Annotated in this window: 24 protein-coding genes, 1 tRNA gene and 1 pseudogene; 15 read left to right on the forward strand and 11 right to left on the reverse strand. The window is 70.7% G+C overall.

All coding sequences use genetic code 11. From position 1 onward, the window contains the following. The first annotated feature begins 28 nt into the window (after positions 1-28). From MicB006_RS03260 to MicB006_RS03290, 7 genes are all read left to right on the forward strand, one after another. Positions 29-1,165, forward strand: coding sequence for a glycosyltransferase (locus MicB006_RS03260; RefSeq protein WP_030275263.1), 1,137 nt, complete (start codon positions 29-31; stop codon positions 1,163-1,165). Beyond that, a complete protein-coding gene (locus tag MicB006_RS03265; RefSeq protein ID WP_084588880.1) occupies positions 1,162-2,214 on the forward strand; it encodes a glycosyltransferase in 1,053 nt (350 codons plus the stop codon). Before MicB006_RS03260 ends, MicB006_RS03265 begins: the two co-directional genes overlap by 4 nt. Beyond that, a complete protein-coding gene (locus tag MicB006_RS03270; protein ID WP_116511132.1) occupies positions 2,211-3,707 on the forward strand; it encodes a glycoside hydrolase family 130 protein in 1,497 nt (498 codons plus the stop codon). Before MicB006_RS03265 ends, MicB006_RS03270 begins: the two co-directional genes overlap by 4 nt. A gap of 68 nt (positions 3,708-3,775) precedes the next feature. Further along, positions 3,776-4,897, forward strand: a complete 1,122-nt coding sequence (locus MicB006_RS03275; RefSeq protein WP_370013462.1) for a fatty acid desaturase — start codon at positions 3,776-3,778, stop codon at positions 4,895-4,897. A 527-nt stretch (positions 4,898-5,424) separates the two neighbouring features. Further along, positions 5,425-6,513 carry a transposase gene (locus tag MicB006_RS03280; protein WP_116503735.1) on the forward strand — a complete coding sequence of 363 codons (1,089 nt, stop codon included), beginning with the start codon at positions 5,425-5,427 and terminating at the stop codon, positions 6,511-6,513. Between the two features lie 205 nt (positions 6,514-6,718). After that, positions 6,719-7,333: a superoxide dismutase gene (locus MicB006_RS03285; RefSeq protein WP_030275273.1), complete on the forward strand. Its 615-nt coding sequence runs from the start codon at positions 6,719-6,721 to the stop codon at positions 7,331-7,333. 5 nt (positions 7,334-7,338) lie between these two features. Beyond that, positions 7,339-7,599 carry a hypothetical protein gene (locus MicB006_RS03290; protein ID WP_030275275.1) on the forward strand — a complete coding sequence of 87 codons (261 nt, stop codon included), beginning with the start codon at positions 7,339-7,341 and terminating at the stop codon, positions 7,597-7,599. Between the two features lie 46 nt (positions 7,600-7,645). Here the strand turns inward: MicB006_RS03290 and MicB006_RS03295 are convergent, their stop codons facing one another. From MicB006_RS03295 to MicB006_RS03305, 3 genes and pseudogenes are all read right to left on the reverse strand, one after another. Continuing rightward, positions 7,646-8,908 carry an ATP-binding protein gene (locus MicB006_RS03295; protein ID WP_030275277.1) on the reverse strand — a complete coding sequence of 421 codons (1,263 nt, stop codon included), beginning with the start codon at positions 8,906-8,908 and terminating at the stop codon, positions 7,646-7,648. Positions 8,909-9,042: 134 nt separating this feature from the next. Beyond that, positions 9,043-9,420: pseudogene (locus MicB006_RS32715) on the reverse strand (hypothetical protein); the annotation flags it as partial. 53 nt (positions 9,421-9,473) lie between these two features. Further along, complete coding sequence (locus tag MicB006_RS03305; protein WP_116503737.1) at positions 9,474-11,822, reverse strand: DEAD/DEAH box helicase; 2,349 nt, start codon at positions 11,820-11,822, stop codon at positions 9,474-9,476. Positions 11,823-11,883: 61 nt separating this feature from the next. Between MicB006_RS03305 and MicB006_RS03310 the strand changes: the two genes are divergently transcribed. The 4 genes from MicB006_RS03310 (at position 11,884) to MicB006_RS03325 (ending at position 15,096) form a co-directional block, all read left to right on the forward strand. Then, a complete protein-coding gene (locus MicB006_RS03310) occupies positions 11,884-12,195 on the forward strand; it encodes a hypothetical protein (RefSeq protein WP_030275282.1) in 312 nt (103 codons plus the stop codon). Positions 12,196-12,201: 6 nt separating this feature from the next. Further along, on the forward strand, positions 12,202-13,353 hold the full coding sequence (locus MicB006_RS03315) for a hypothetical protein (protein ID WP_116503739.1): 1,152 nt from the start codon (positions 12,202-12,204) through the stop codon (positions 13,351-13,353). Positions 13,354-13,710: 357 nt separating this feature from the next. Further along, positions 13,711-14,916 (forward strand): IS110 family transposase, encoded by a 1,206-nt coding sequence (locus MicB006_RS03320; protein ID WP_116503741.1) that lies wholly within the window; start codon positions 13,711-13,713, stop codon positions 14,914-14,916. A 104-nt stretch (positions 14,917-15,020) separates the two neighbouring features. Further along, positions 15,021-15,096, forward strand: a tRNA-Arg gene (locus MicB006_RS03325). Between the two features lie 372 nt (positions 15,097-15,468). Here MicB006_RS03325 and MicB006_RS31945 read toward each other — a convergent pair. After that, positions 15,469-16,041, reverse strand: coding sequence for an Ltp family lipoprotein (locus tag MicB006_RS31945; protein ID WP_225980630.1), 573 nt, complete (start codon positions 16,039-16,041; stop codon positions 15,469-15,471). Positions 16,042-16,680: 639 nt separating this feature from the next. Between MicB006_RS31945 and MicB006_RS03335 the strand changes: the two genes are divergently transcribed. Then, positions 16,681-17,205, forward strand: a complete 525-nt coding sequence (locus tag MicB006_RS03335) for a hypothetical protein (protein ID WP_152037815.1) — start codon at positions 16,681-16,683, stop codon at positions 17,203-17,205. A 108-nt stretch (positions 17,206-17,313) separates the two neighbouring features. Here MicB006_RS03335 and MicB006_RS31950 read toward each other — a convergent pair whose 3' ends face one another. The 3 genes from MicB006_RS31950 to MicB006_RS03345 form a co-directional block, all read right to left on the reverse strand. Then, positions 17,314-17,487, reverse strand: a complete 174-nt coding sequence (locus MicB006_RS31950; protein ID WP_013283846.1) for a hypothetical protein — start codon at positions 17,485-17,487, stop codon at positions 17,314-17,316. Between the two features lie 288 nt (positions 17,488-17,775). Continuing rightward, positions 17,776-18,858, reverse strand: a complete 1,083-nt coding sequence (locus MicB006_RS03340; RefSeq protein WP_116503745.1) for a family 43 glycosylhydrolase — start codon at positions 18,856-18,858, stop codon at positions 17,776-17,778. 95 nt (positions 18,859-18,953) lie between these two features. Further along, positions 18,954-19,691, reverse strand: a complete 738-nt coding sequence (locus MicB006_RS03345) for a class I SAM-dependent methyltransferase (RefSeq protein WP_116503747.1) — start codon at positions 19,689-19,691, stop codon at positions 18,954-18,956. A 214-nt stretch (positions 19,692-19,905) separates the two neighbouring features. Here MicB006_RS03345 and MicB006_RS03350 point away from each other — a divergent pair, with 214 nt between their 5' ends. Together MicB006_RS03350 and MicB006_RS03355 are read left to right on the forward strand one after the other, a co-directional pair. Next, the gene (locus MicB006_RS03350) at positions 19,906-20,682 is read left to right on the forward strand and encodes an HAD-IIB family hydrolase (protein ID WP_116503748.1); all 777 of its coding nucleotides are present in this window, start codon (positions 19,906-19,908) and stop codon (positions 20,680-20,682) included. A gap of 120 nt (positions 20,683-20,802) precedes the next feature. Continuing rightward, positions 20,803-22,590 carry an adenylyl cyclase gene (locus MicB006_RS03355; RefSeq protein ID WP_116503750.1) on the forward strand — a complete coding sequence of 596 codons (1,788 nt, stop codon included), beginning with the start codon at positions 20,803-20,805 and terminating at the stop codon, positions 22,588-22,590. Positions 22,591-22,633: 43 nt separating this feature from the next. On the opposite strand, the gene MicB006_RS03360 is transcribed toward MicB006_RS03355, so the two are convergent. The 3 genes from MicB006_RS03360 to MicB006_RS03370 form a co-directional block, all read right to left on the reverse strand. Further along, positions 22,634-23,224: a ClpP family protease gene (locus MicB006_RS03360; RefSeq protein ID WP_116503751.1), complete on the reverse strand. Its 591-nt coding sequence runs from the start codon at positions 23,222-23,224 to the stop codon at positions 22,634-22,636. 126 nt (positions 23,225-23,350) lie between these two features. Beyond that, the gene (locus tag MicB006_RS03365) at positions 23,351-23,992 is read right to left on the reverse strand and encodes a helix-turn-helix domain-containing protein (protein WP_116511136.1); all 642 of its coding nucleotides are present in this window, start codon (positions 23,990-23,992) and stop codon (positions 23,351-23,353) included. A gap of 106 nt (positions 23,993-24,098) precedes the next feature. Then, positions 24,099-25,133, reverse strand: coding sequence for a hypothetical protein (locus tag MicB006_RS03370; RefSeq protein WP_116503753.1), 1,035 nt, complete (start codon positions 25,131-25,133; stop codon positions 24,099-24,101). Positions 25,134-25,310: 177 nt separating this feature from the next. Between MicB006_RS03370 and MicB006_RS03375 the strand changes: the two genes are divergently transcribed. Continuing rightward, positions 25,311-26,324, forward strand: a complete 1,014-nt coding sequence (locus tag MicB006_RS03375) for a TrkA family potassium uptake protein (protein ID WP_116503755.1) — start codon at positions 25,311-25,313, stop codon at positions 26,322-26,324. A 24-nt stretch (positions 26,325-26,348) separates the two neighbouring features. Here MicB006_RS03375 and MicB006_RS03380 read toward each other — a convergent pair whose 3' ends face one another. Continuing rightward, positions 26,349-26,831: a MarR family winged helix-turn-helix transcriptional regulator gene (locus MicB006_RS03380; RefSeq protein ID WP_192900182.1), complete on the reverse strand. Its 483-nt coding sequence runs from the start codon at positions 26,829-26,831 to the stop codon at positions 26,349-26,351. Positions 26,832-26,837 lie beyond the last annotated feature (6 nt).

Here is a 26,837-nt window from a genome sequence, read left to right on the forward strand (position 1 = left end):
CGGCCGACAACCGGAAGGCCCGACACCCATGCTCAGCTACGGATTCCTCAGCACCCACCCACCGACCCGGTGCGGACTGGCCACCTTTAACTCCGCCCTCGCCGCCCAGCTGACCGCCGACGGTACGCGCGGCGGCATCGTCCGGGTCACCGACCGCGGCGACGACCTGCGGGCCGGACCCGGCGTCGTGCACACCTGGTCGAGCCGTACCCAGGCCGGCTGGCGGGACGCCGCGACGGCCCTGAACGCCTTCGACGTGGCCGTCGTCCAACACGAGTACGGGATCTACCCCGGCGCCGACGGCGAGGACGTCCTGCCGCTGCTGCGCCGGCTCACCGTACCGAGCATCGTGGTCCTGCACACCGTGCTCCGCCGTCCCACCGCCCGGCAGAAGTCCCTGCTGGAGCAGATCGTCACCGCCGCCGCAGCGGTCGTCACGATGACCGACACGGCGCGCGACCGGCTGCTCGTCGGCTACACCGTACGTCCGGACAAGGTGACGGTCATCCCGCACGGCGCCGCTGAGCAGGTCGGCCTTCCCGCGGACCGCCGCGCCCGACCCCACCTGCTGACCTGGGGACTGCTCGGCCCCGGCAAGGGCGTCGAGTGGTCGCTGCGGGCCCTCGCCCGGTTGCAGGACCTCGAACCGACCCCCACCTACACGGTCGCCGGCCGGACGCACCCGAAGGTGATCGAGCACCAGGGGGAGGCGTACCGGGCGGGACTGCACCGGCTCGGCGCGCAGCTGGGCGTCGCGCACGCCGTGGACTACCAGAACGTCTACCACGATCAGGCCAACCTCGGCCGGCTGATCCGCTCCGCCGACGTGGTCGTGCTGCCCTACGACTCCCGCGAACAGGTCACCTCGGGGGTGCTCATCGAGGCGGTGGCCGCTGGGGTGCCCGTCGTGGCCACGGCCTTCCCGCACGCCGTCGAGCTGCTCACCGGCGGCCCGGGTCTGGTCGTACCCCATCAGGACCCGGCGGCGCTGGCCGACGCGATCCGGCGGATCCTGACCGAACCGGGCCTGGGCGCGCGGCTGGCCGGCCGAGTCCGGCCGCTGGCCGCGGACCTGCGCTGGCCCGCGGTGGCGGCCCGCTACGCCGCGCTCGCCGAGCGGCTCGTCGCCGCCCGCCGTCCCGCGGTCAGCGCGGCGTCGGCGTGACCGCGACCACCGGGCTGTCCAGCCTGCCGGGCAGCGGCCGCCGACATCCGACGCCCCGGCCGAGCTTCGCGCACCTGAGCCGGTTGAGTGACGACACCGGCCTGTTCGAGCACTCCCGGCACGCCATCGTCCGCCGCGAGCACGGCTACTGCACCGACGACGTCGCCCGCGGCCTGGTCGTCATCAGCCGCGAGCCGGAGCCCGCGGAGGAGGTGCTCCGGCTGGCCGAGCGCTACCTCGCGTTCCTCACCCACGCGCAGGACACCCGGGGCGCCTTCCGCAACCGGCTCGGCCACGACCGACGCTGGGCCGACGAGCCCGGGCTCGGCGACTGGTGGGGTCGCGCGCTGTGGGGACTCGGCACCGCCGCCGCCCGCAGCCCCGCGCCCTGGATCCGCGAGGAGGCGCTCGTCGCCTTCAGCCGGGGTGCCACCCGACGCGCCCCGACCCCGCACGCGATGGCCTTCGCCGGACTCGGCGCGGTCGAGGTGCTGCGCCGCCACCCGGCCCACGCCGCTGCGGCCGCACTGCTGGCGGACGCGGCCACCACCATCGGCACCCCCGGATCCGACCCGCGCTGGCCCTGGCCACAGCCACGGCTGACCTATGCCAACGCGGCCCTCGCGGAGGTCGTCATCGCCGCCAGCCAACTGCGCCACGACGGCCCACCCCTCGACGACGGCCTGCGGATGCTCACCTGGCTGCGCGACCTCCAACTCCGCGACGGGCACCTGTCGGTCGTACCCGCCGGCGGTTGGGAAGGCGGTGCACTGCGGCGCCGCCACGACCAGCAGCCGATCGAGGCCGCCGCGTTCGCCGACGCCTGCGCCACCGCCGCCGACGTCACCGGCGACCCCGGCTGGGAAGCCGGGGTGCGGCAGGCGGTGGGGTGGTTCCTCGGCGACAACGACGTCGGCACGCGGATGTGGGATCCGGCGACCGGCGGCGGCTACGACGGGCTGACCGCGCACGGACCCAACCTCAACCAGGGCGCCGAATCCACCCTCGCACTGATCTCCACCCTCCAGCACGCCCGGCGGTGGTCGTGACCGGGACCCTGGCCGTCCGGCACGGCGTGACCCTCGCCCCGGATCCACGCCGGGTCGTCGTCAAGCTCTTCGTCCCGGGTGAGGACGCCGCCCTGGTACGCAGCCGCGCGGCGGCGCTCATCGCCCGCGTCGCGCACCTCGACGACGAGGAGACCGGCCGGCTGCTGCGGGACACCTTCGACCGCTTCGGCAGCCGGCACCGCGACCTGGACGGTACGTTCCACCACCACTACGACCTCGTTCGGCACCGCATCGCCCGGGCCCGCGACCTACCCCCCACCACCCGACTCCTGATCGGCGCCTACTTCAGCCACGAGTACGCGGTCGAGGCCGCCGCGCTGTGCAACCCGTCGATGATGGCCCACCCGGACCAGGCCGGTCTGGACGCCGGGCAGCTGCGGGCCGCGATCAGCCTGCGCCAGATCGGCGAGGGACACCTGTCGTCCATCGGATTCGCCACCGCGGTCCTCGGACCCGGGCGCCGGCTCACCGTCGCCGACCGGTCCGGCCCGCCGGTGCTCGGGCGGCGGATTGCCGTACGCCACCGCCGGGACCTCCTCGCCGCCGGCCTGACCGAGGTGGACTGCGACAACGAGATCACCGCCACCGTGCTGGACGCCCTACCCGAGCGGTACGACGAAGCCACCTTCGCGCGGGTGCTCGGCGAGCTGCCACCGGACCTGCTCTCCCGCAGCACCGGACCGGACACCCTCGAACACATACGCCGCACCAACGCCGCCAGTTACGCCACGACCTTCCCCACCGACACCGCCCTGCACCAACGGGTACTCTGGCCGGCCGTTCCGGCGGAGAGCAACGGCATGGAGGACGCCCGGGTCGTCAGGTTCACCGACGAATCCGGACCCGTCTACCGGGCCACCTACACCGCCTACGACGGACGGCACATCGCCACCCGCGCGCTGGCCAGCACCGACCTGCGCCGATTCGAGAGCACCCCGATGCGCGGGCCGGGCGTCCGCAACAAGGGCGTCGCGCTGTTCCCCCGTACCGTCGGCGGCCGGCACCTCCCCCTGTGCCGCGCCGACGGCGAGACCATCGGCCTGACCCGCCTGGACGGCGAGAACCGGTGGCAGGAACCGATGCCGCTGCACGCCCCGCAGGACAGTTGGGAACTGATCCAGGTCGGCAACTGCGGATCCCCCATCGAAACCGACGCCGGCTGGCTCGTGCTCACCCACGGCGTCGGACCGATGCGCCGCTACGCCATCGGCGCGCTCCTGCTCGACCTGCACCGACCGGAACGGGTCCTCGCGCGGCTCCCCGGCGCGCTCCTGTCACCCGACGCGGCCGACCGGGACGGATACGTACCCAACGTCGTCTACTCCTGCGGCGGGCTCGTCCACGCCGGCGAACTGTGGTTTCCGTACGGGGCCAGCGACGCCCGGGTCGGTTTCGCCACCGTGTCGGTGGCCGCGCTCCTCGATGCGATGGCACGATCGCCGTACCGCCCTGCCGCGCAGGCGGCGGAGTAGGCTGGGGGCGTTCGCCCCGGACCCCGGCGACGCGCTGAGCGTCCATGCCGGGAGGATCCATGAGCACCATCGACCAGACCATCTCAGCGGCGCCGCCGGGGTCGCAGCGCCGTCGCGGCAGCGACTACGCCGAACTGTTGAGCCGGGTGCGCCGGGCGGGTCTGCTGGAGCGGCGCCCGACCTACTACCTGGTCATGATCGCCGTCAACGCCGCGCTGGTCACCGCGGGCTGGACGATCTTCGTCCTGGTGGGGGACTCGTGGTGGCAACTGGTCACCGCCGCGTACCTCGCCGTGGTCTTCACCCAGAGCGGTTTCCTCGGCCACGACGCCGGCCACCGGCAGATCTTCCGGTCCCGACGCGCCAACCACCTGGTCGGGCTGGTGTACGGCAACCTGGCCATCGGGCTCGCTTTCGGCTGGTGGGTCGACAAGCACCACCGCCATCACGCCCACCCCAACACCGAGGGCCGCGACCCCGACATCGCGGGCGAAGCTCTCGCGTTCACCAGGGCGCAGGCCGACCGGCGGCGCGGCGCGGGACGGCTGCTCGCCCGCCACCAGCGGCTCCTGTTCTTCCCGATGCTGCTGCTCGAAGGCGTGGCCCTGCACGTGGCCAGCGTCCGTGCGTTGTCCCGGTCCACCTACCGGGGGCGTGGCCGGGAGGCGCTGCTGCTCGGGCTGCACGCCGCCGCATACCTCACCGCGGTCTTCGTGGTGCTGTCCCCGCTGCGCGCGTTGGCCTTCGTCGTCGTGCAGCAGGGCCTCTTCGGGCTGTACCTGGGATGTGCCTTCGCCCCCAACCACAAGGGCATGCCGATCCTCGGCGCGGACGAGGAGGTGGACTTCCTCCGCCGCCAGGTCCTCACCTCCCGCAACGTCCGCGGCAACCGGCTGACCGACTTCCTGCTCGGCGGCCTGAACCACCAGATCGAACACCACCTGTTCCCCAGCATGCCCCGCGCCGCACTGCGCCACGCCCGGCCGATCGTCCGCGCCTTCTGCCGCGAGCACGACCTGCCCTACGTCGAAACCGGCCTGCTCGACTCGTATCGCCAGGCGCTGCGCCACCTGCACCGCGTGGGGCGCAACGCCCGGCCGGCCGGAGAATCCGCGTCACCCGTCGAGCCGACCGGACCGACGGGACCGGCGGCGCGGCTGCGCGAGGTGCAGAACGTCGATCTTCGATGACGTGCGCGTCATCGGCCCGGGGGGTCGAGTAGGACGACAGCGCCGGGTGCCCTTACGCCCAGCCATGCCGACGTTCTTCCGCGAACGGGCTGAGGGGTGTCACCCAGCTTCCCACTCAGGGTCACCTCGCCCCCGGGCCGGACCGGCTACCGCAGAGCACGGACTCGCTGCTGGGCCCGGCCGCGATCGCCAAAGGGCGGGTGAGGTCCTCAGGCCGCCGCGGCGTACCGGCGTGACGCCCCGACAGCCGACGCCGACGGCAGCAGACCCCAGAAGTCCGTCCGGACCCGCAACCAGACATCGAATTGTGTCGTTTGCTGATGTGGGCCCGGAGGGTCGGGTGACTGTCTGGGTGTGTGCTGCCGATGTCATGGCCAGCTTGGAGTAGGACGCCCCGGCCCTCGCTGACGACCGCTGTATCAGCACTGGATGGAGACTTGCGACCGATCGCCCTTTCCGAAGTTGTGGCTACTGAACCGCGGCGGGTCCACGCCCCTTGATCAGACAACCGAAGAGGGTGATGCCCGGTGGGCAGCCTGTGGGCCGGCGTCGACGTCGGCAAGACCCACCACCACGTGTGCGTCATCGACGACGACGGCACCGTGGTGATGTCCGAGAAGATCCCCAACGACCAACAATCCATCTCCGACATCGCCGGACGGCTCGGCAAACGCCGCAAGCCGCTCCGCTGGGCCGTCGACCTACGAGGCGGACCCGCGTCGCTGCTGCTGGCGGTCCTGTTCGAGCGCGGGGCGGACGTGCGCTACGTCAGCGGCACGGTCACCTCCCGGATGGCGGAGGCGTTCCACGGCGAACGCAAGACCGACGCCCACGACGCCTACGTCATCGCCCAGACCCTGCGCATGCGCGGCGATCTTCCGACCCTCACCCTGGCGGACGGGGTGCAGCAGCAGCTGAAGTTGCTCGTCTCCCGCCGCCTCGACCTGGTCGCCGACCGGGTCCGCATCACCGCCCGCATCCAGGACCTCCTGACGATGATCAGCCCCGCATTGGAGAAGGCGCTGCACCTGCGCAGCAGGGGCGCGCTCCGGCTCCTCGTCCAGTGGCAGACCCCCGCCGGACTACGGCGCGCCGGCGAAGCCCGCATCCTGGCCTACCTACGCCAGCACGGCGTCTGGGCCGCCAAGGCGCTCACCGCCAAGGTTCTCACCGCCGCGCGGACACAGACCGTCGCCGTCGCGGGAGAGGCCACCGCGGCCGGGATCGTGGGCCAGATGGCTATTGATCTGGAGGCGGTCAACGACCGCATCACCGCCATCGAGGAAACCATCGCCGCAGTGGTCGCCGAGCACGCAGGGCTCGCGCCGATCTCCCGAGACTCCGGCCGCCGCCAAGGCCACCAGGTTCGACCCCACCGCTACCACCGCGGCCTGCGCCGGGTGTTCAGCATGTCCAGCTTCACCGCCCTGACCCACTGCCCACGATCACGCGCCTACTACGACAAGAAGAGAGCCGAAGGGAAAACACACCGCCAGGCCACCGCAGCCCTGTCCAGACAACGCCTCAACGTCCTCTGGGCCTGCATCCGCGACAAGACCCCCTACCAGCCCAAACAACCAAGATCAGGAGAACTGGCGCCATGCGAACTCGCGTAGAGACTCCAGCTCCACTTTCCCATCGACCGCCGTATCGGTTTCCTGCGACGTGCTGCGCCCCACCCTGGGCATGCTTATTGCCAAAGCTTGGCAACTACGCAATGCTGGCAGCAGTGGGCGGGTGCTCCGGCAACGCGATGATCTGAACCACCGCCGGGGTTCCCGCCCAGCTCACGTTGCCGACGATGGTGTGAGGAGCTTGCTGGTGGCCGTCTACTCTCTGCCCGACATGCCGTACGACTACGGTGCGCTGGAGCCGGCGATGTCCGGCGAGATCCTCGAGCTGCACCACAGCAAGCACCATGCCGCGTACGTCAAGGGCAGCAACGACGCCTTGGAGCAGCTGGCCGAGGCTCGCGACAAGGGTGACTTCGCCGCGCTGGTCGGGTTGGAGAAGACGTTCGCGTTCAACCTCTCCGGCCATGTGCTGCACTCGATCTTCTGGAACAACCTGTCCCCGGACGGCGGTGACCGTCCCGACGGCGAGCTGGCGGCGGCGATCGAGGAGCACTTCGGCTCGTTCGACAGCTTCGTCGGTCAGTTGTCCGCGGCGACGAAGAGCGTGCAGGGCTCGGGCTGGGGCGTCCTCGCGTGGGAGCCGCTCGGGCAGCGGCTCATCGTGGAGCAGGTCTACGACCACCACGGCAACGTCGGGCAGGGCTCCACCCCGCTGCTGGTCTTCGACGCCTGGGAGCACGCCTACTACCTGCAGTACCGCAACGTGCGTCCGGACTACGTCGACCGGCTGTGGAACCTGGTCAACTGGTCGGACGTGATCACCCGCTTCGACGCCGCCCGCGCCGCCGCCCCGAAGCTCTGACCGGCGTGACCGGCCCGCATCCGGTCGCCGCCGACCTCGTGCAACGCGCCGCCGGGGTCATCGCCGCCCGCCACCGCGGTGACCTCGCCGGCGCCGAGGCGCTGCTCGCCTCGTTCGACACCGACCAGGCCCGCACCCTCGGCTTCTACCTGCTCGCCGACCTCACCCTCGGGCTGGTCCGCGCCCAGACCGGGCAGTCCCTGGACGACCTGGTCCGGGACCTCACCCTGCTCGTGGCCGCCACACCACCGCCCCCGCCCGGCTGAGGCATGCCCACTCCCATGACGGCTGAGGAGCGGCCTGCGAGCGAGGTCAGTCTGCTGTCGAGGCGGAAACCTGCCATAGGGCGCTGACCGGCATGGCGCGGAGTCTTTCGCCGAACGGCAGCGTGGACGATCCGGTATAGAGGACGATGCCGGCGAGGAAGTCGTCGCCGAGGCGGTCGGCGAGTCGGCGTAGTCCGCGGAAGTCGTCGGGTCCGACGGTGGTGGCTGCTTTGACTTCGATCCCGACCACTTGACCAGCTCGGTTCTCGAGCACCGCGTCGACTTCGTACCTGCTCTGGTCGCGGTAGTGGGACAGGTCGACGGGCTGCTCGGACCAGGTGAGCTGGCGGGAGAGTTCGGACAGGACGAATGATTCGAGCAGCGGGCCGAACGGTGCTCCCGGCCGGAGCAGTGCCCGGGCGTCGGTCGCGGTCTCGTTGGCGGCGATGCCCGAGTCGACGAAGATCAGCTTTGGCGCGGCGGTGGCGCGGGTGCCGATGTTGCGGGACCAGCCGGGAATCCGTTTGACCAGGAAGATCTCTTCCAGCGCCTGGAGGTAGCGGGCGATCGTCGGCCGGCTCAGTCCGAGGGCGGATTCGAGGGAGTTGGCGGCGATGACGGTCGCGGACCTGGCCGCGAGGAGGCGTACCAGTTTGCGTAGCTCGCCCTTGTGCTGGATGTCGGACAGCTGCCGGACGTCGCGGTCGATGAGCGCCTGGACGTAGGCGTCGAGGAATCGTTGGCGGCGGCGTGGGTCGGTGCGGGTGGTGGCCTCGGGTAGGCCGCCGCGCACGATCCTGGCCGCGTAGTCGGCGCGGGTCACGTCCGACTCGTGTCGCAGGTCCGGGCCGAGCGTGAAGACGGCGTCGATGAATCCGTCCAGTGCTCCGTCGAGTTCGCCTTGGGAGAATGGCCAGAGCTCGACCGTTTCCATCCGGCCGGGCAGCGCGTCCGGCGCAGCCACCATTCCGAACAGCCGAGACGATCCGGTGAGCAGGTACCGACCGGGACGGGGATCCTCGTCGACGGCGGCCTTGATGGCCAACAGGAGCTCCGGAGCGCGCTGGATCTCGTCGATGACCAAGAGCTCGGAGGAGTCCACGAACCCGACTGGATCGGCGATCGCCGCCGCCCGGTCCTGAGCCCGATCAAGATCGCGGCGCTCGGCGAGACGATCGCCGGCGACGATGCGGACCAGCGTGCTCTTGCCTGTCTGGCGTGCTCCGCTGATCAGGACGACGCGGGTGTCGGTCAGCGCGGCGTCGACCTGCGCGGCGGCCCGACGTGGAATCAGGTGCGGTGTCGGCACGACATCATGATAGCCAGTAAGGTTTCGATCTGCGAGGGCCTTCGCATTCGATTTGCGGTAAAGATGCGTTCGAAATGCGGCGGCTCGGTGTTCGATTTGCGCGGCCTCTGGGGCGTTCTTGCAAGGGTCTACCGCTATGTCACGTTGTTGCGGGTGATGGCGAGTTCGGGGAAGGTGTCCTCCCAGCGCCGGCGGAGCTGGGATGGCAGCCAGAGGGTGGGCCAGAGCCGCCGGAGGAGGTCGGCGTCGAGCCAGGTGTTCAGGTCCTCGACGATGCTGGCTTCGGTGAGTACCACCTTGTACATGCTGGTCAGCCGTGCGGGCCGGGCAAGGTCGTACTCGGCGTGCCCGGACCAGTCGAGATGACGCGGAAGCATCACCGTGCCTCCGGTCGGGCCGTGCAGTTCGGCAAGGGTTTCGGCCACTACGTAGGGCCGCCGGTCGCCGTAGGGTCGGTAGTCCGCCGGCGGCTGGGGTGACGTCCTGCGCCGGCTGAGGTTGGTCGTTGGTCTGGTCACACCCCATAGCCGGCGGGACCAGCCATGGGGATCGCGATCGGATGCACTCATGTGCGCGTGAAGCCGAGTGCCCGGTATCCGGGCATGCGGCGTGGGAGTGAGGAGGCGAGGATGGGTGAGGTTGGGTCGTGGTAGTCGTGGACCTCGGCGAGGTCCTTGCCGGGTGCGGCGCGGATGACGCGGCCGGCGCATTGGACGAGTAGGCCGTCGTAGGAGATCGGGCCGGCGAGGAAGAGGGTGTCGAGGGCGGGGGCGTCGAAGCCTTCACCGATGAACGGTGTGGTGCCGATGACGAGCAGGCCGTCGCCGGCCTTGGCGCCGTCGAGCCGGTCAACGACGGTCCGCCGTTCGCGGGTGCTCATCGCGCCCCGGAGCACGAGCGCCTGGTGTCCGCGTGCGGCGAGCAGGGCGGTGAGGGTCTCGACCTGGGCGACCCGTCGGGTCAGGACGAGACAGTTGCGGCCGCGGGTCAGAGCCGCGACGACGTCATCGGCGATCCGAGCGTTGCGTGACTCGTCGACGGCGAGTCTTCGATGGACCTCGGCGAGCGCGCCGGGCGCGTCAAGGTCGATGTCGCCGGGCTGGAATGTGGTCTCGTGGATGAACAGCGCTCGACGGGGTCCGGCGTCGGTGTGCATCGCTGCGGCGAGGGTGCCTTGTTCCTCGTCGGTCAGGGTGTGGCGGACGGGGCCGAGCTGCCAGGTGACGAGTTGGCCGAGGCCGTCGCGTCGGGTGGGGGTGGCGGTGAGGCCGAGCCAGAACTGCGCGGCGATCCGTTTGACCGAGTGCTCGTAGGCTGCGGCGCCGAGGTGGTGGCATTCGTCGACGATGACGTGCCCGTACCCCTGGGTCAGGTTGGCGACGTCGTCGCGCCGGGCGAGGGAGGGCAGCAGCGCGATGTCCACGGTGCCGGTGAGCTTGCGTCGGCCGCCGCCAAGTTGACCGGGCTTGATGCTGAGGAACTGCTCGACGCGGGTGCGCCACTGGTCGGCTAGGGCTTTGCGGTCGACGAGAACCAGGGTGGAGGTGCTGCGTTCGGCGATCACGGCGCAGGCCATGACGGTCTTGCCGGAGCCGGGTGGAGCGACCAGGATTCCGTCGTCGTGGGCGAGCAGAGCGCCGACCGCGTTGGCTTGCCTGCTGGTGAGTTCGGCGGTGAACGAGGCGGCGATCTCGGTCCCGGAGTTTCGTGCGTCCGTGACGGCCAGCCGCGACCCGGCGCGCTCGACGATCGTGGCGATGGTGTGCCGCAGTCCCCGCGGGAGCACCAGGCGATCATCGAGGGTGAGGTCGTAGCCCTGGATGAAGCGTGGGGTGTCCCAGGTGGACTTACGTAGCCGCTGCAGCTCGTAGAATTTCGGGTTGGCCATGGCGGCGGCATGTTTGAACGTCGCCAGCGCGGCAGGGGTGAGCTGGCCGGCGTCGAGGCTCAGCCTGGCACCGGCTTCCGCGTGGACCACCAGAGGCAGCGGTGGATGGACCTGGGTCGCGGCGGACCGGCCCATCGTGGCGACATCGGCGCCGGTGAGGGCGTGTTTGGCCTGCCGGGCGACGTGTTCGGCTTCGCCGGGGCTGAGCCGATCCAGCGTCGACAGGAACGCCCACTGGTCGGCGTACGGCTCAAGGGTGCCGAGGTCGAGGAAGGTGGTCAGTCCGTCCTTGCGGCGGCGACCCTGAAGCGGCGCGGCGATGAGGTTGCCGAAGCCACCCTCGGGCAGCACGTCCTGGTTGGGGAACAGCCGGTCGTACGAGCGGAGGTCCATCGACCCGCGCAGCACCATCGCCTCACGGAGAAGGACGGTGCCGAGGGACCGCGCGATGGCCGCGGGAACAGCGCCGGTGAAGAAAACCCACACGTGGGCTCCGCGGCCCGACTGGGAGATCTCCAACGCGGCGGGCACCGCGCTGGCCCGTGCCGCCTTCACGTACGCGAGGGCGTCGAGCATCGCCGTCGGCCCGTCGAAGTCGGCCACGACGAAGTGGCAGGTGTTGCCGGGCATCAGCGGATACAGGCCCATGAACACGTCGCCGACCAGATGCGCCGCGACGACCTCCGTCGTGCGGGGCAGGTAGGTGGCACCCCGCCGGTCCATACCCTTACGCCAACCGCCCGCGACCGCGGGCATCCACCCGGCAGCGCCGGTACGGGCGTTGTCCCACCGCACGGCGTACACGTCGGCCCGGGCCCGGAACCGGTCAGCGAACAACGCCAGCTTGTCCCGAGTCGGCGAAGCCATGGTGACCAGCCCTGGCGGCTCCACCGGCGTGGACAACTGCTCCGGCGCCGCAGACGTGTCCTGACCGCGCAACTCCAGCAGACGCGCCAGCCGGGCGTTTTCCGCCCGTAACCGCTCCACCTCCCGCCGAAGATCGACGAACTCGGCCACCGAACCCATGCCGACCATCCTCGCGCATCAGGCTCCGAACACCCCAACACCGGTCCGCTATCCTCCGCCGATGGCATCGAAGGGGACCGCCGCGTTGGAGGCGATGATCGAGGAAGCCACCGTCGACACGGACGGTCACGAGGACCAGCGTGCCGGCCTGATCGCCATGATCGAGGAGCATCTGGCGGTGCCGTTCACCACCACCCTCCTCGGCGTCGAGGTCACCATAGGCAAGATCGAGCTGGCCGCGGACAGCATCGCCGCGGTCTGCGCCCGAGGCCGCCACCGGCAACGTGTCGGCCTTCTCGACCTGCCGCTACCCACCCCGGCGCCGGACGGTGCCGCGTGGATCGACGCCTACCGGCACTGGACCGGAAGGTAGGCCACGATGAGCGAGTACCAGTACTACGAATTCACCGCCGTCGACCGTCCCCTCACCGGCCGGGAGCGGGCCGAGCTGCGGTCGCTGTCCACCCGGGCCGACATCACCGCCACCAGCTTCGTCAACACCTACGAGTGGGGCAACTTCAAGGGCAACCCGCGCACGCTGATGGAACGGTACTTCGACGCGCACCTCTACCTAGCGAACTGGGGCACCCGCCAGCTCATGCTGCGGCTACCGAAACACGTACTCGACCCCGCCACAGCAGCCCAGTACTGCCAGGGTGACAGCGCATCCGCATGGACCGCCGGCACGCACGTCATCATCGACCTCCACGACGAGGACGAGGACGGCACCGACGAGTGGGACCTCGACGGCCACGGTCTACTCACCTCGATCATCCCGGTCCGGGCCCGCCTCGCCGCCGGCGATCTGCGCCTGCTCTACCTGGCCTGGCTGCGCTGTTTACAGTCCGAGGACATCGCCGACGACGAGCTCGAACCGCCCGTCCCCGCCGGAATGGGCGCCCTCGACGCGCCCCTCACCGCCGTCGCCGAGTTCCTGCGCATCGACCCTGACCTGATTGCGGCTGCGGCGGCTGGGTCGTCGCCGGCCGCCTCCGGCGAACCGACCGCCGCGCAACTACGCACCTGGGTCGTCGGGCTGCCCGCCCGGGACAAGGACGCCATCCTGACCGACCTGATCACCAGCGGCGAAAGCCACCTGCGCCGCCAATTGCTACGCCGCTACCGGGACGCGCACCGCACCGATGCCCCCGCCCCGGCAGCCGCCCGCACCGCCGGGCAACTGCTCGCCGCCGCCGCGGAGTTGCGCGCCGAACGGGAACGACGGGACGCCGAGCAACGCGAACGCGACCGGATTTCCCGCGAACGGTCCGCCGCGGCAGCCCGGCAACGACACCTCGACACCCTCGCAGTCGACCAACCCGCCGCCTGGCAACGGGTCGATGAACTCATCGCCACGAAGAAACCGCGCGAGTACGACACCGCCGTGCAACTCCTCGTCGACCTGCACGACCTCAGCGAACGCGACGGGGACAGTTCGTGGTTCCGGCACCGGCTGGCCGAGCTGCGGGCGGCGCACGCCCGCAAGCCCAGCCTGCTCGAACGCCTCAACCTCGCAGGCCTCGACACCTGACGCTTGGTTCACCGTCCGGTGACCATCGCCGAGGCGCGCAAGATCGTGGACTGCCCCGGCGTCCTCGGCGCGACGCCCCGAACGTCGGCCGTGGTGGCTCCGGGTGTCCCGTCGGGACCCGCAACCGGACATCGAGCTGTGTCGTTTGCCGTGTGGACCCGGAGGGTCGGGTGACTGTCTGGGTGTGTGCTGCCGATGTCATGGCCAGCTTGGAGTAGGACGCCCCGGCCCTCGCTGACGACCGCTGTATCAGCACTGGATGGAGACTTGCGACCGATCGCCCTTTCCGAAGTTGTGGCTACTGAACCGCGGCGGGTCCACGCCCCTTGATCAGACAACCGAAGAGGGTGATGCCCGGTGGGCAGCCTGTGGGCCGGCGTCGACGTCGGCAAGACCCACCACCACGTGTGCGTCATCGACGACGACGGCACCGTGGTGATGTCCGAGAAGATCCCCAACGACCAACAATCCATCTCCGACATCGCCGGACGGCTCGGCAAACGCCGCAAGCCGCTCCGCTGGGCCGTCGACCTACGAGGCGGACCCGCGTCGCTGCTGCTGGCGGTCCTGTTCGAGCGCGGGGCGGACGTGCGCTACGTCAGCGGCACGGTCACCTCCCGGATGGCGGAGGCGTTCCACGGCGAACGCAAGACCGACGCCCACGACGCCTACGTCATCGCCCAGACCCTGCGCATGCGCGGCGATCTTCCGACCCTCACCCTGGCGGACGGGGTGCAGCAGCAGCTGAAGTTGCTCGTCTCCCGCCGCCTCGACCTGGTCGCCGACCGGGTCCGCATCACCGCCCGCATCCAGGACCTGCTGGCCATGATCAGCCCCGCGCTCGAGAAGGCGCTGAACCTGCGCAGCAAGGGCGCGCTGCGGCTCCTCGCCCAGTGGCAGACCCCCGCCGGGCTGCGCCGCGCCGGCGAAGCCCGCATCCTGGCCTACCTACGCCAGCACGGCGTCCGGGCCGCCAGGACACTGGCCGCCAAAGTTGTCACCGCCGCGCGGACGCAGACCGTCGCCGTCGCCGGAGAGGCCACCGCAGCTGGGATCGTGGCGCAGATGGCCACCGACCTGGAAGCGGTCAACGACCGGATCACCGCCATCGAGGAAACCATCGCCGGCATCGTCGCCGAGCACGAGCTGGGAGAGATCGTCACCAGCCTGCCCGGCATCGGCACCACCCTCGCCGCCGAGTTCCTCGCCCACGCCGGCACCCTCACCACCTACCCCAGCGCCGCGGCGCTCGCCGCCCACGCCGGGCTCGCGCCGATCTCCCGCGACTCCGGACGCAGGCAGGGGCACCAGGTCCGGCCGCACCGCTACCACCGGGGTCTGCGTCGGGTGTTCAGCATGTCCAGCTTCACCGCCCTGACCCACTGCCCAAGATCCCGCGCCTACTACGACAAGAAGAGAGCCGAAGGTAAAACCCACCGCCAAGCCACCGCCGCCCTGTCCAGACAACGCCTCAACGTCCTCTGGGCCTGCATCCGCGACAAGACCCCCTACCAGCCCAAACAGCCAAGATCAGCAGAGGTGGCGCTGTGCGAACTCGCGTAGAGACTCCCTGGGCTGCGAGAACGGCGGTCCGGGGAACGCGGGTGAACGCGGGCCACTCCCTGCCACCCCAGGTGAACCCCCAGGTCGCTAGACTAGGCCCTCGCGCCCTCGTAGCTCAGGGGATAGAGCATCGGTTTCCTAAACCGTGTGTCGCAGGTTCGAATCCTGCCGGGGGCACCAGGTCAGGTGCTTGATCAACGATCACTGTGCCGCCTTCCGGAGCTTGCGTGCCCGATCGCGTCGCCGAGATCTGCTGCAGCAGCGCGCTTGTGCGAGCGGGACTGACAGCAGCGGCCACCCGCGCTCGTCGCTGACCCGTTCGAAGAACTGCAACAGGTCGTCCTTGCTGACCCCGAATCCCGCACAGACGCCAACGGCCGCCACTAGATGAACCTGGCCTTGAGCTGGCCGGAGGCGAGGCAGGCGCCGGATGCGGGGCGCTCCTACGACCGACTGACATGGTCTGCGGTCGACCGTAGGTGAGACGGCGAGCCATGCCAGAGCCTGCCACCCGTCATGGACAAAGCCGCAACAGGCACCCGCATGCCCTTCTCACATCACCTGATCGACACCGTAGACGGCCTGTGCGTGCGTGTACCCCTCGAATTCCAACTGCTTGATCAGGCCCGAACGGGAGAACGGCTGGGTGTCGAGGTAGTCCTTCGCCATCTTGGCAGCCTGTTTTTTGTAGTCAACCTTCAGAGAATCCACGGCCTGGGTTGCGATCTTCCTCGGGTAGCCCTCGAACTCCAACTGCTTGATCAGGCCGGAGCGGGAGAACGCTTGATATCGCAGGTAATCGGAGGCGGCCCTGATGGCGTTCTCCTGCTCTACGGACACCTTCGGCTCGGTCGGCGCCTTGGTGGTGGCCTTCGGCTTCGGCTTCGGTGTTGCCGTCGTAGGAGCTGCGGTGGTGGGTGTTGGGGTAGTGGGTGCTGCGGTGGTGATCTCCACCGACGGTGCTGCTGTAGGGCTTTCTGCCGGGACGGACGCGGCAGCGGTCGCCTCCGCGGCGGCGCTCCTTGCGGGAGGTGAGTCGCCACCGCCGACTGCCGCAGCGATGGTCACTCCGCCGCAGCAGAGCACCAAGACACCGCCGACGGCCGCTGCGATGATGAGCCGCACGGGGCGCTTCTTCGGAGGCTGCTGCAAATGCGTAGCTGGATAACCGGGGGGCGGCGGAGCGCTGTAGCTCACTGATGGGACCCTTCGGGAGACTGTGCGTAACCGCGTACACGGCGAGTCTGCTCAGCCGGGCCATCTATAACCATCCCCGCTTCAGCCGATGATCTCCTCAGCCGTTGCTGGTGGAATGTCGTCCGACCGCTGACGCGTTCTGCTGCATGAGTTGGCCGGCGCGGGACGTGCGGTTGCGATTGCCGTACCTCACTTCGTTCCCGACGGGACGGCAGCGTCCACCCGTGTGGAGGACGCGCGAAGGGGCTCCGTCTCGGAATCGTTGCCGGTCAGTGCGGAAGCGGGTGAAAACCCTGCCGGAGGTGCCTGCATTCACTCATTTCCCGACCGTTCGTCGCGGTTCTGATCATGGCCGGGGCAGCGGGGCACGCTCTGTTCTGCCGTCCCGGCTCATGTGCTCACCCGAAATTCAACCGGCGAGTAGGCGGCCCCTCCCCGGCCACGAACGAGCAAGGCGACAATGCCCGTCGCGAGGGGCCAGGTGAGGTGGGCGGCCAGTTAGCCGATGCGCACATGGTCAAGTCCGAGCCCGGCGACAAGAGTTGCGCATGCTGACCATCCGGCGAGGTGATCGGGGCCGGTACGACGACGCCTGGAGCGGTAGGTTGCACGTCGATGTTTCTCGTCTTCCTCGCACTTGTGCTGCTCGCTCTGGCCTGGCCGGTGTTCGCGGCCGCTGCCCTCGTGTTCGTGGTGGTCGCACTGTTGGCGCTCCGTCGCGACCCGCACCTCCGGGGCAGGGCATGGGCGCTGAGGCGGGCGGGATGGTTCCTGGCCGCCGGTGCGGCGTTCACCGGGGCCGCCGCTTACGGTCGCGGGTTGGCGGCGACCACCTTCGGGATCCTGGATCCCGATGACGCTTGCATGCTGCGGCGGCCGGAAGGCTACAGCCACCGCATCGGCGCGTCGGCTGACGGGTCGTCGAGCATGTGGCCGCTGCGCGACACCACGTGCGGCCCCGACCTGGTGCCCGGTTACGTCAATCCCCTGGTGGCCGGGTCGGCGGTGCTGTTCGTGGTGCTCCTGGCGGTCCTGATCCTGGCGGAGGTCAGGTCCCGGCGGCTGCCGGCCGGCGACGCAGCCCGCCGGTGACAGTGGCCGCGACGTGGCGCGCCGGCGACATTGGACGACGAACCGGCGACGGGGCGGTGACGGGGACGGCCCCGCGTCCGGCCGGAGTCGGAGCGCGGGGCCGGCGGGTCAGCGGACCAGCGCTGCCACCAGCGTCCCGATGCAGGCGACGACGGCGGCGATGATCGGACTGAGCGTCTTGATGTACGCCAGGATGAGCCGGTGCCGGTCGGTCGGCTCGGCAACGGTTTCGTCCTCGTCCTCTGGTGTCTCGAAGTCTGACCCGTGAGGGATTACAGTCAACGTGACTCCTTCCGTTGCAGCGGTGGAGTCGAATGCGGCGTCCGGTGGCAGCCGGGCGCCGCCCTCTGTGTGAGGCGGCGCAGTACCGTTCGACGGTTCGAGCATCCTCCCGGCGGACAGCTAGCACAAGAGTGGGCATTTCACTGTCGGGTACCTGACAAGCAGATGCATCGCATCGAGAAAATTTCGGTGCCACCTCTTGCCAAATGCAATTTTCCGTGAACGAGTTCTACCGAACGTGACCACCCCGAAGCTTACGGTGAGCAGTCGTGTCGGCAAGCGCGCCGACTACGAGACGAGGAAACCGGTGGAGGGGCGGGTCAGGACGCCGGTCATCGGGAAGCGGGTGGAGCCGTTCCACCAGTGCCACACCACGCGCTCGGTGCCGTCGGCGGCGTCGAAGACGTCCAAACCGCCGGGGCCCTGGTGGTTGCCGGGCAGGTCGCGGACCGGGTTGAGCCCGGCGCTGCCGGTGTAGCCGAAGAAGGGCCGGGACACGCCTTCGCGGATGGGGGTGCAGCGGGAGCCGGGCAGGGGGCTGGCGCCGCAGCGGGCGATGCCGGTGGAGTAGCGCGCGCTGTCCCAGTTGTTGCCCGAGTACATCAGGTACCAGTCGCCGTCGGCGGCCTTCCACATCGCCGGGTTCTCGACCACGTGCGTACCGCCGCTGATCTTGGCGGTGTCCCAGGTGATGTCGGTGCTCTTGAGCATGTCCCGGCGGGTGTCCCAGATCGCGCGGCCCTCGCTGTCGGTGCGGACTGTGGAGATGCCGGTCTCGGCGCCGCTGGCGATGGCGTCGTCCCGGTAGGTCACGTACAGGTTCCCGCCGGCCACGAAGGGGTTCGCGTCGAGTGCCCACCGGCCGGCGTCCGGGCAGGCCCACTCGCCCTGGTTCTGGAAGGGGCCGCGGGCGCTGTCGGAGATGGCCCGTCCGATGCACTTCTGGCCGGAGCCCTTGCGGGAGGCGGTGTAGAACATGAAGAACCGGTTGCCGAAGCGGGCGACGCCAGGGGCCCAGACCGCGCCGCCGGGCTCGGCCCAGCCGCCCGGACCGGACGGCAGCGCGTCGTGCGAGGCGCAGTCGGCCATGCCGACGCTGCTGCCGGAGCCGTGGACGAGGACGGGTACGTACAGCCTGCCGGTCGCGCCGCAGCGCGCGCCGGTCCCGGCGCCGACTGTGGTGCCGTAGGTGACGTAGGAGCCGTCCTTCGCCAGCAGCGTGTCCGGATCGGCCAGCGGGAAGGTGGACGAGCTCGCCAGGGTGGACAGGTCGCTGCCGGGCGCGGCCGCGGCGGGCGTTGCCGCCGTGGCGGTCACCAGGGCGGTCGCCACGAGGGCGACGAGCGCCTCGCGCAGTCGTAGGAATCTCACCGCTCAGCCTCCATCGATGAAGATAATTGTCGACGCGAGGCTATCGATGGTGAGCGATCGAAGTCAATGAATCAGGGCGGCGTGAGGTGCATCGGTCAGGCCGGGAGCCGGTAGACCGACACGTGGGAGCGGGAGTCGGCGGTGAAATCCGCGCCGGACCAGTCCGCGTACCGGTGCTCCAGCGTGAAGCCGGCCAGCTCGCCCATCAGGTCCAGCTCGGACGGCCAGACGTAGCGGTGCGGGCTGCGGAAGACACGCGCCTCGCGACCGTCGCCGAACTCGAAGTGGTGCGAGACGAGGTGTTGCCGCAGCACGTCGTAGGTGTCCACGCCGACGTATCCGGGCTCGCTCGCGAAGACCGCCGCCCGCTGCCCGGGCGGCAGTACGCGCAGTTGCGGCACCTCCAGCTCGATCACGAACCGGCCGCCGGGCTTGAGGTGGCGTGCGGCGTTGCGGAAGCACGCCACCTGTTCGGCCTGTGCGAGCAGGTTGGAGATGGTGTTGTAGACGAGGTAGACCAGGCTGTACTCCCCGGGCGAGGTGGCGGTGGCCATGTCGCCGATCACCACCGGAATCGTCGCCGCGTCGGCCTTCGTCCGCAGTCGCTCCACCATCGGTACGGAGAGTTCGATGCCGCTGACCCGCACGCCGCGTTCGGCCAGGGGGACTGCTACCCGGCCGGTGCCGATGGCGAACTCCAGCGCCGGCCCGTCCCCGGCGAGCGTGGCGAGCCGGTCCACGGCGGGGTCGAGCACCTCCGGCGCGAACATCCCCGTGCCCGGTGTGTCGTACCGCTCGGCGGTCTCGGCGTTCCAGATCTCGTCCTGGCGCATCCGCTCACCATGGCTGTCGCCGCCGGACGCTGCCGACCGCGTTCGCCGTCGAGCCCGGTTCCGGAAGGCCCGAACCCGCTTCGGAGCCGCTGTTACGCTCCGTCATGAGGGCCGTGTGGTCTGGTGAGCCCTCCGGTCCGGGCCCTCCAGGTCGGCGCCAGGGTGCGTCGGTACCCTGCTAGTTCTGGCCTGTCCGCGACGACATGAGGTATTCGTGAACGATCTTCGAGTGGTGGCGTTCGACCTGGACGACACCCTGGCGATTTCCAAGTCCCAGATCGATCGTCGGATGGCGGAGCTGCTCGGCCACCTGCTCACCGAGGTGGACGTACTCATCATCTCCGGTGGTCGGTTCGAGCAGTTCCAGTCGCAGGTGCTGGCCCACCTCGACCTCACCGAGGAGCAGCGCGAGCGGCTGCACCTGATGCCCACCTGCGGCACCCGGTACTACCGCTGGTCCGACGGGGACTGGCGGCAGGTCTACGCCGAGGACCTGAGCGAGGCCGACAAGGCGCGCGTCGTCACCGCGCTCACCGAGTCGGCGCAGGCGCTGGGCCTGTGGGAGGCGAAGACCTGGGGCGACATCATCGAGGACCGGGGCAGCCAGATCACGTTCTCCGCGCTGGGCCAGTCCGCCCCGCCGGCGGAGAAGTACGGCTGGGACCCGGACGGCGACAAGAAGCGGCGGCTGCGGGACACGGTCGCGGCGAAGCTGCCCGATCTGGAGGTCCGCGGCGGCGGCTCGACCTCGATCGACGTCACCCGCAAGGGCGTGGACAAGGCGTACGGCATGCGGAAGCTGCTGGAACACCTGGACCTGACCATCGACAACGTGCTCTTCGTGGGGGACCGGCTGGACGTGGGCGGCAACGACTACCCGGTCAAGGCCATGGACATCCGCTGCCACGCGGTCACCCGGTGGGAGGACACCGCCGACTACGTGGAGCGGCTCGTCGACGACCTGGTGAAGCAGCGCGCCGGGCGCGCCTGACCGTAGCGCGACACAGAGCCCGCCGGTTCCGGAACCGGCGGGCTCTGGCGGTATCGACGGTGATGAGGTAGGAACAGCCGAGAGAGCGCTCTCCCGTCCCATCACCGAACAGGCAGGCAGATGCGATCACCCGACCCCTCCCGCCGCCGTTTCCTCACGCTCACCGCCTCCGCGGCGTCGCTCACCGCCCTCGGCCTCCCGGCCGGCGCCGCCGCCGCGTCCCCGGCCGCGCGCCCGGCACGCGAGCCCGACTTCGGCCCGAACGTCTTCGTGTACGACCCCAGCACGCCGGTCGAGGAGATCCAGTCCACCCTGGACCGCCTCTTCACCGCGCAGGAACGCAACGAGATGGGCTTCGACAGGTACGCCGTGCTGTTCAAGCCCGGCCGCTACGAGGTGGACGCCCGGCTCGGCTACTACACGACTGTCGCCGGCCTCGGCGCCCACCCGGACGACGTGGAGATCCACGGCGCGGTCCGGGTGGTCGGGCAGCCGGACCCGAACTCGCCCGCCGGCATCTCCGCGCTCACCAACTTCTGGCGCTCGGCGGAGAACCTCGCGGTCACCCCCACCGACTGGTCGAACCAATGGGCCGTCTCGCAGGCGTCGCCGATGCGGAGGGTGCACGTCAAGGGCATCCTGTGGCTGGAACCCGGCAACGGCGGCTACTCCAGCGGCGGATACATCGCCGACTCCAAGGTGGACGGCATCACCATCAACGGCTCCCAGCAGCAGTGGCTCACCCGGGACAGCGAACTCGGCGGCGAGTGGACCAACGGCGTGTGGAACCAGGTGTTCTCCGGCGTGGTCGGCGCGCCCGCGCAGGGCTTCCCCGACCCGCCGTACACCACGCTGCCGACCAGCCCGGTCACCCGGGAGAAGCCGTACCTGTTCGTCGACGCCCGCGGCGCCTGGCGGGTCGCCGTACCGCGCCTGCGCCGCGACACCGCCGGCACCACCTGGGCCACCGGCGGCGCGCCGGTGCCGTCGCTGCCGCTGTCCGCGTTCTTCCTGGCCCGCCCCACCGACTCGGCGAAGCGGATCAACGCCGAACTGGCCCGGGGCCGGCACCTGCTGCTCACGCCCGGCGTCTACCACCTGGACCGGGCCCTGCGGGTACGCCGCCCGGACACCGTCGTGCTCGGCCTCGGCATGCCGAGCCTGGTGCCCGACCGTGGGGACGCGGCGCTGCGGATCGAGGACGTGGACGGGGTCCGTATCGCCGGGGTGCTGGTGGACGCCGGTCCGGTCGAGTCGCCGGTGCTGGCCGAGGTCGGTACGCGGCACTGCCACCGGTCGCACGCCACGAACCCGATCTCGCTCCAGGACGTCTTCTTCCGCATCGGCGGCCCGTACGCCGGGCGGGCGGTGACCAGCCTCGTGGTGCACAGCCGGCACACGCTGATCGACAACATCTGGGCCTGGCGCGGCGACCACGGCCGGGCCGGCACGATCGGCTGGACCGTTAACACCGCTGCCACCGGCGTGATCGTCAACGGCGACGACGTCACCGCGTACGGGCTCTTCGTCGAGCACTACCAGCGCTGGCAGACGATCTGGAACGGCGAGCGCGGCCGTACCGTCTTCTACCAGAGCGAGCTGCCCTACGACCCGCCGAGCCAGGCGGCCTGGCGCAGCCCGACCGGCAACGGCTGGGCCTCGTACAAGGTGGCCGACCACGTCCGCACGCACGAGGCGTGGGGACTGGGCGTCTACTCGTACTTCAACCAGGGCGTGGACATCCGCTGTGACCGGGGGATCGAGGCGCCGCGCCGGGCCGGGGTGCGGTTCCACGACGCGATCACGGTGTTCCTCGACGGCAGCGGCGGGATCGAGCGCACGATCAACGACGTCGGTACCCGGGTCGTCGGCTCGTACGGCACCAGCACCGTGGTCAGCTACCCCTGACGCCAGCGGTGGCCCGGCCGGTGATCCGGCCGGGCCATCCGGCTCACCCGGCGAGCTGGTCGACGCGGGAGAGCACCTGGTCGATCAGGCCGTACTCGCGGGCCTCCTCGGCGGTGAACCAGCGGTCCCGGTCCCAGTCGCGCTGGATCTCATCCAGCGTGCGCCCGCTGTGCCGGGCGATGAGTTCCTGCATGGTCCGCTTCACGTGCAGCATGTTCTCGGCCTGGATGGTGATGTCGGAGGCCGTGCCGCCCATCCCGCCGGAGGGCTGGTGCATCAGGATCCGGGTGTGCGGCAGCGCGAACCGCTTGCCGACCGCCCCGGCGCAGAGCAGGAACTGCCCCATCGAGCCGGCGATCCCGAGCGCCAGCGTCGCCACGTCGTTCTTGACGTACCGCATGGTGTCGTAGACGGCCATGCCGGCGCTCACCGAGCCGCCGGGCGAGTTGATGTAGAGGAAGATGTCCCGCTCCGGGTCCTCGGCCGCGAGGAGCAGGATCTGCGCGCAGATCTGATTCGCCGACGCCTCGGTGACCTCGGTGCCGAGGAAGATGATCCGTTCGGCCAGCAGCCGTTCGAAGACCCGGTCGTCGAACGCCGGCTGCCGATCGTCGAGCATCCAGATGCCACCCATCGCCGCGCACCTCCGTACCGCCGGTGGGCGGGGGACCGCCCGGGAACCCGGCGGTCTCCAGCGTCCGCCGGGCGCACGGCCGCGGCCCAGGCTTTCTGCCCGGGGCAGATCCGCCCTCGGCAGAAGCTACGCGGCGACCGGCCGCCGCCGGCCGGCGCGGGCCCGCCGCCGGGCCACCGCCGATGAGATACGCGGGCGGGGGCGGACGGCCGGGGCGGAGGGGGTCAGCCAGATCCGGATGCCGCCGCCGAACCCGGTGGGCGTGGCGGCGTCGAGGGCCGGACCGAGCGGCGCGGGCCCGAGGCCGACGGGCCGCAGTGCCCCGCCGAGCAGCGGTGTGGCGGTGACCGGCCGACGGGCGGCTGGCGGACGGAGCGAGACGGTGGGACGGCAGGTCACCGACGGCCGGGGCGAAACGGTCGGCCGGCGGGTGACGGACAGCCGCGGCGGGCCGACCCGCGCCTGCGGCCCGGTGCGGGCGACCGGCACCCGGTCGAACCGGGCCGCCGAGATCCCGGGGCCGACCGGCGTCGGCCGCTCGCGGCGCAGCTCGTCGCGGGCCTCTTCGAGCAGGTCGGCGAGGTGGATGCCGAGCGCGCGGCAGATCGCGGCGAGCACCTCGGAGGAGGCCTCCTTGCGTCCGCGCTCGACCTCGGAGAGATAGGGCAGGGAGACGCCGGCGGCCTGGGCCACCTCGCGCAGCGTGCGGCCCTGGCGCAGGCGGATGCGCCGGAGCACCCCGCCGATCACCCGTCGCAGCAACGACATGCCGGCCTCCTCGCGGTCGGGCGTCCCGGACGTTCCCATCATGCCCCGTCCACGCCCCCGGCACCTGCCCGGTCGGCCCCCGTGGTGCCGACCGGGCAGGTGTGGATCAACGCCAGAGGGTCGCCCTGGAGTGCCAGCTCGGCGAGGTGAAGTGCGTTTGACCGGCGATCAGACCGGCGTCGTTGACATTGATCGCGACGCTTCCCACCGCCCCGTCCGGCAGAGGCAGCAGCTGGGATTCCGCGCTGGGCGAGGGCCAGATCATCGCGCGACCGCCGGTGCCGTCGGTGCCGATCACCAGACCCGAGTCGTTCACGGCCTGCGCCGTCGGGGAGGGCGAAGAGGTGGCCAGCCGGCGCATCGTCGTACCGTCCCAGAAGAAGGCGGCGAACTGGCCGTCCGCGGTCCAGCTGGTGCCGACCACCTGACCGAGGTCGTTGATGCCGTTCGCGTCGCTCGTGGGCCCGCCCAGGGTGCCCAGCGACCGCAGGACGCCGTCGCGCCAGACGAATGCCTGGTTGACGAAGGGCGGATCGGTCCAGTCCTTGTAGCCGTAGGTGCCCGCGACGGTGCCGGCCTCGTTCACCGCGAGCGCGCTCGCACCAGGCGGCGCGTCGATGGTGATCTCGGTGTTCCCGGTCCGGACGAACGGCCGCCGCCCGGAGAAGCTGTCGGTGACGTGATAGACGCCGACCACCCGGTCGCCCGCCGTGTCGTACGCGATGGAGAAGATGCCCCCGGTCAGGCCGAGATCCTGGATCTGCCCGTCCACCCAGGCCACGGCATGGCTGCTGCCGTCCGCCGCCTGGGCGGTGCCGACGATGCGCCCCCGCTCGTCGATCGCCTGGGCCTGGCTGTTCGGGCCGCCGAGCGTCCCGAGGTCCTCGATCCGCCCGTCCACCCAGCGCACCGCGTGCCAGTAGCCGCCGGCCACCTCCGCCGACCCGACCACCACGCCGGCGCTGTTGACGTCCGCCGCCGAGCTGCTCCCGCCGAGTGCCGGCAGCAGCACGGCGGTCCGCTTCGCCGTCGGCATCGGGGCCGGGGTGGTGGCGGTCGGCGAGGCGGTCGCGGGTGGCGCCCCGGAGACGACCATCCCGAGCACCACTGCCAGCGCTGTCACTGCCGTGCCTGTACGCATCCGACGCCCCCTCGTCACGATCGGTGAGTCATCAGTCTCACCCGCAGGCGCGTCGATGAATGTGACGAGATCCTTACCGTTGGCGGCGCGGGGCGGGCCTGCGGCCCAGCCAGCCGGCTCGGGGCGTACCCGCTATCTTGAGGGCGTGCAGGCGACGGTGGCGGAGCGGGACCGACGGTGATCCATTTTCCCGCGCAGCGGCGGGGGCCACTGAGCGCGCTGAGTCTGCGCCTGCTCGCTGCCCTCGGCCTGGTCTTCGCCACGGTGTTCGTGGTGTGGCTCGACCGCGACGGCTACCGCGACGTCGACGAGAGCGGCCTGACCCTGCTCGACTGCTTCTACTACGTGGTGGTCTCGCTCTCCACCACCGGGTACGGCGACATCACGCCGGTCAGCTCGTCCGCGCGCCTGGCCAACGTCCTGTTCGTCACCCCCGCCCGGGTGCTCTTCCTGATCATCCTGGTCGGCACCACCCTGGAAGTCCTGACCGAGCAGTACCGCACCGGGCGCCGCCTGTCGCGGTGGAGGAGAACCGTGAAGGACCACGTCATCATCTGCGGCTACGGCACCAAGGGCCGCAGCGCGGTCTCCGCCCTGCTGGAGAACGGTACGGACAAGTCCAAGATCGTGGTGGTCGAGCGTAGTGGCCCGGCGCTGCGGCAGGCCACCTCGAACGGCCTGGTGACGATCGAGGGTTCCGCCACCCGCTCGTCGGTGCTGGAGCAGGCGCATGTGCGTACCGCCAAGTCGGTCATCATCGCGACCGACAGCGACGACGCCTCGGTGCTGGTGGCGCTCACCGTCCGGCAGCTCACCGCCGGCCAGGTGCGGATCATCGCGGCGGTACGCGAGGCGGAGAACGCGCCGCTGCTCAAGCAGAGCGGCGCGCACCACGTGATCGTCTCGTCGGCCACGGCCGGGCGGCTGCTCGGCCTCTCCACCTCGGCCCCGCCCCTGATCGACGTGGTGGAGGACCTGCTCACCCCGGGTCAGGGCATGGCGCTGGCGATGCGGTCGGCCGAGCGCGACGAGGTGGGCCGTTCTCCGCGTGAGCTGGAGTCGCTGGTCATCGCGCTGGTCCGCCGGGGCAAGGTGGTCACGCTCAACGACCGTGCCGGCGCGGTGATCGAGACCGGCGACATGCTGGTCCACGTCCGCGACGACCGGCCGCAGGCCACCACCGCGCTCTGACCCGGCCCCGCTGAGCGCGGGCGGTCAGCAGGCGCCCGGGCCGCCCTCCGCCATCACTTCGCCGCAGGTCGACGACCGGCCCTGGGTGGCCCGTCGCCGCAGGTCGTAGAGCAGGTCCCGTTCGCCGGGAGCCAGCGCGCCGAGGACCTCCTCCTCGGCTCCGGCGAGCGCGCACTCGGCCTCGCGCAGGCGCTTCGTGCCCGCGTCGGTGAGGCGTACCTCGTGCCGGCGGCGGTCCTCCGGGGAACGGCGGCGCTCGGCCAGGCCGTCCGCCTCCAGGTCGTTGAGCAGCCCGACCACATTCGTGCTGTCGAGCTGGAGCGTGCCGGCGAGCGCCTGCTGGCTGACGCCGCCGGAGTCGCGCAGCACGGTGAGCGCCACCAGGTGGCGGGGGCGCAGGCCCAGCGGGGCCAGCACCGACTCCGAGCGCAGCCGCATCCGCCGGGCCAGGTGGTCGAGCAGGGGCCCGGAGCGGCGCTCGGACTCCTCGACCGGTGCGGCGGACATGTGACC

Source organism: Micromonospora sp. B006 (genome assembly GCF_003408515.1).
Lineage (GTDB): Bacteria > Actinomycetota > Actinomycetes > Mycobacteriales > Micromonosporaceae > Micromonospora > Micromonospora echinospora_A.

What these genes read in the sequence shown, in the direction of transcription:
- MicB006_RS03260 (WP_030275263.1), top strand. Translation starts at nt 29, where the DNA reads ATGCTCAGCTACGGATTCCTCAGCACCCACCCACCGACCCGGTGCGGA.
- MicB006_RS03305 (WP_116503737.1), bottom strand. Translation starts at nt 11,822, where the DNA reads ATGGGTTCGGTGGCCGAGTTCGTCGATCTTCGGCGGGAGGTGGAGCGG.
- MicB006_RS03310 (WP_030275282.1), top strand. Translation starts at nt 11,884, where the DNA reads ATGGCATCGAAGGGGACCGCCGCGTTGGAGGCGATGATCGAGGAAGCC.
- MicB006_RS03315 (WP_116503739.1), top strand. Translation starts at nt 12,202, where the DNA reads ATGAGCGAGTACCAGTACTACGAATTCACCGCCGTCGACCGTCCCCTC.
- MicB006_RS03345 (WP_116503747.1), bottom strand. Translation starts at nt 19,691, where the DNA reads ATGCGCCAGGACGAGATCTGGAACGCCGAGACCGCCGAGCGGTACGAC.
- MicB006_RS03355 (WP_116503750.1), top strand. Translation starts at nt 20,803, where the DNA reads ATGCGATCACCCGACCCCTCCCGCCGCCGTTTCCTCACGCTCACCGCC.
- MicB006_RS03360 (WP_116503751.1), bottom strand. Translation starts at nt 23,224, where the DNA reads ATGGGTGGCATCTGGATGCTCGACGATCGGCAGCCGGCGTTCGACGAC.
- MicB006_RS03365 (WP_116511136.1), bottom strand. Translation starts at nt 23,992, where the DNA reads ATGTCGTTGCTGCGACGGGTGATCGGCGGGGTGCTCCGGCGCATCCGC.
- MicB006_RS03370 (WP_116503753.1), bottom strand. Translation starts at nt 25,133, where the DNA reads ATGCGTACAGGCACGGCAGTGACAGCGCTGGCAGTGGTGCTCGGGATG.
- MicB006_RS03380 (WP_192900182.1), bottom strand. Translation starts at nt 26,831, where the DNA reads ATGTCCGCCGCACCGGTCGAGGAGTCCGAGCGCCGCTCCGGGCCCCTG.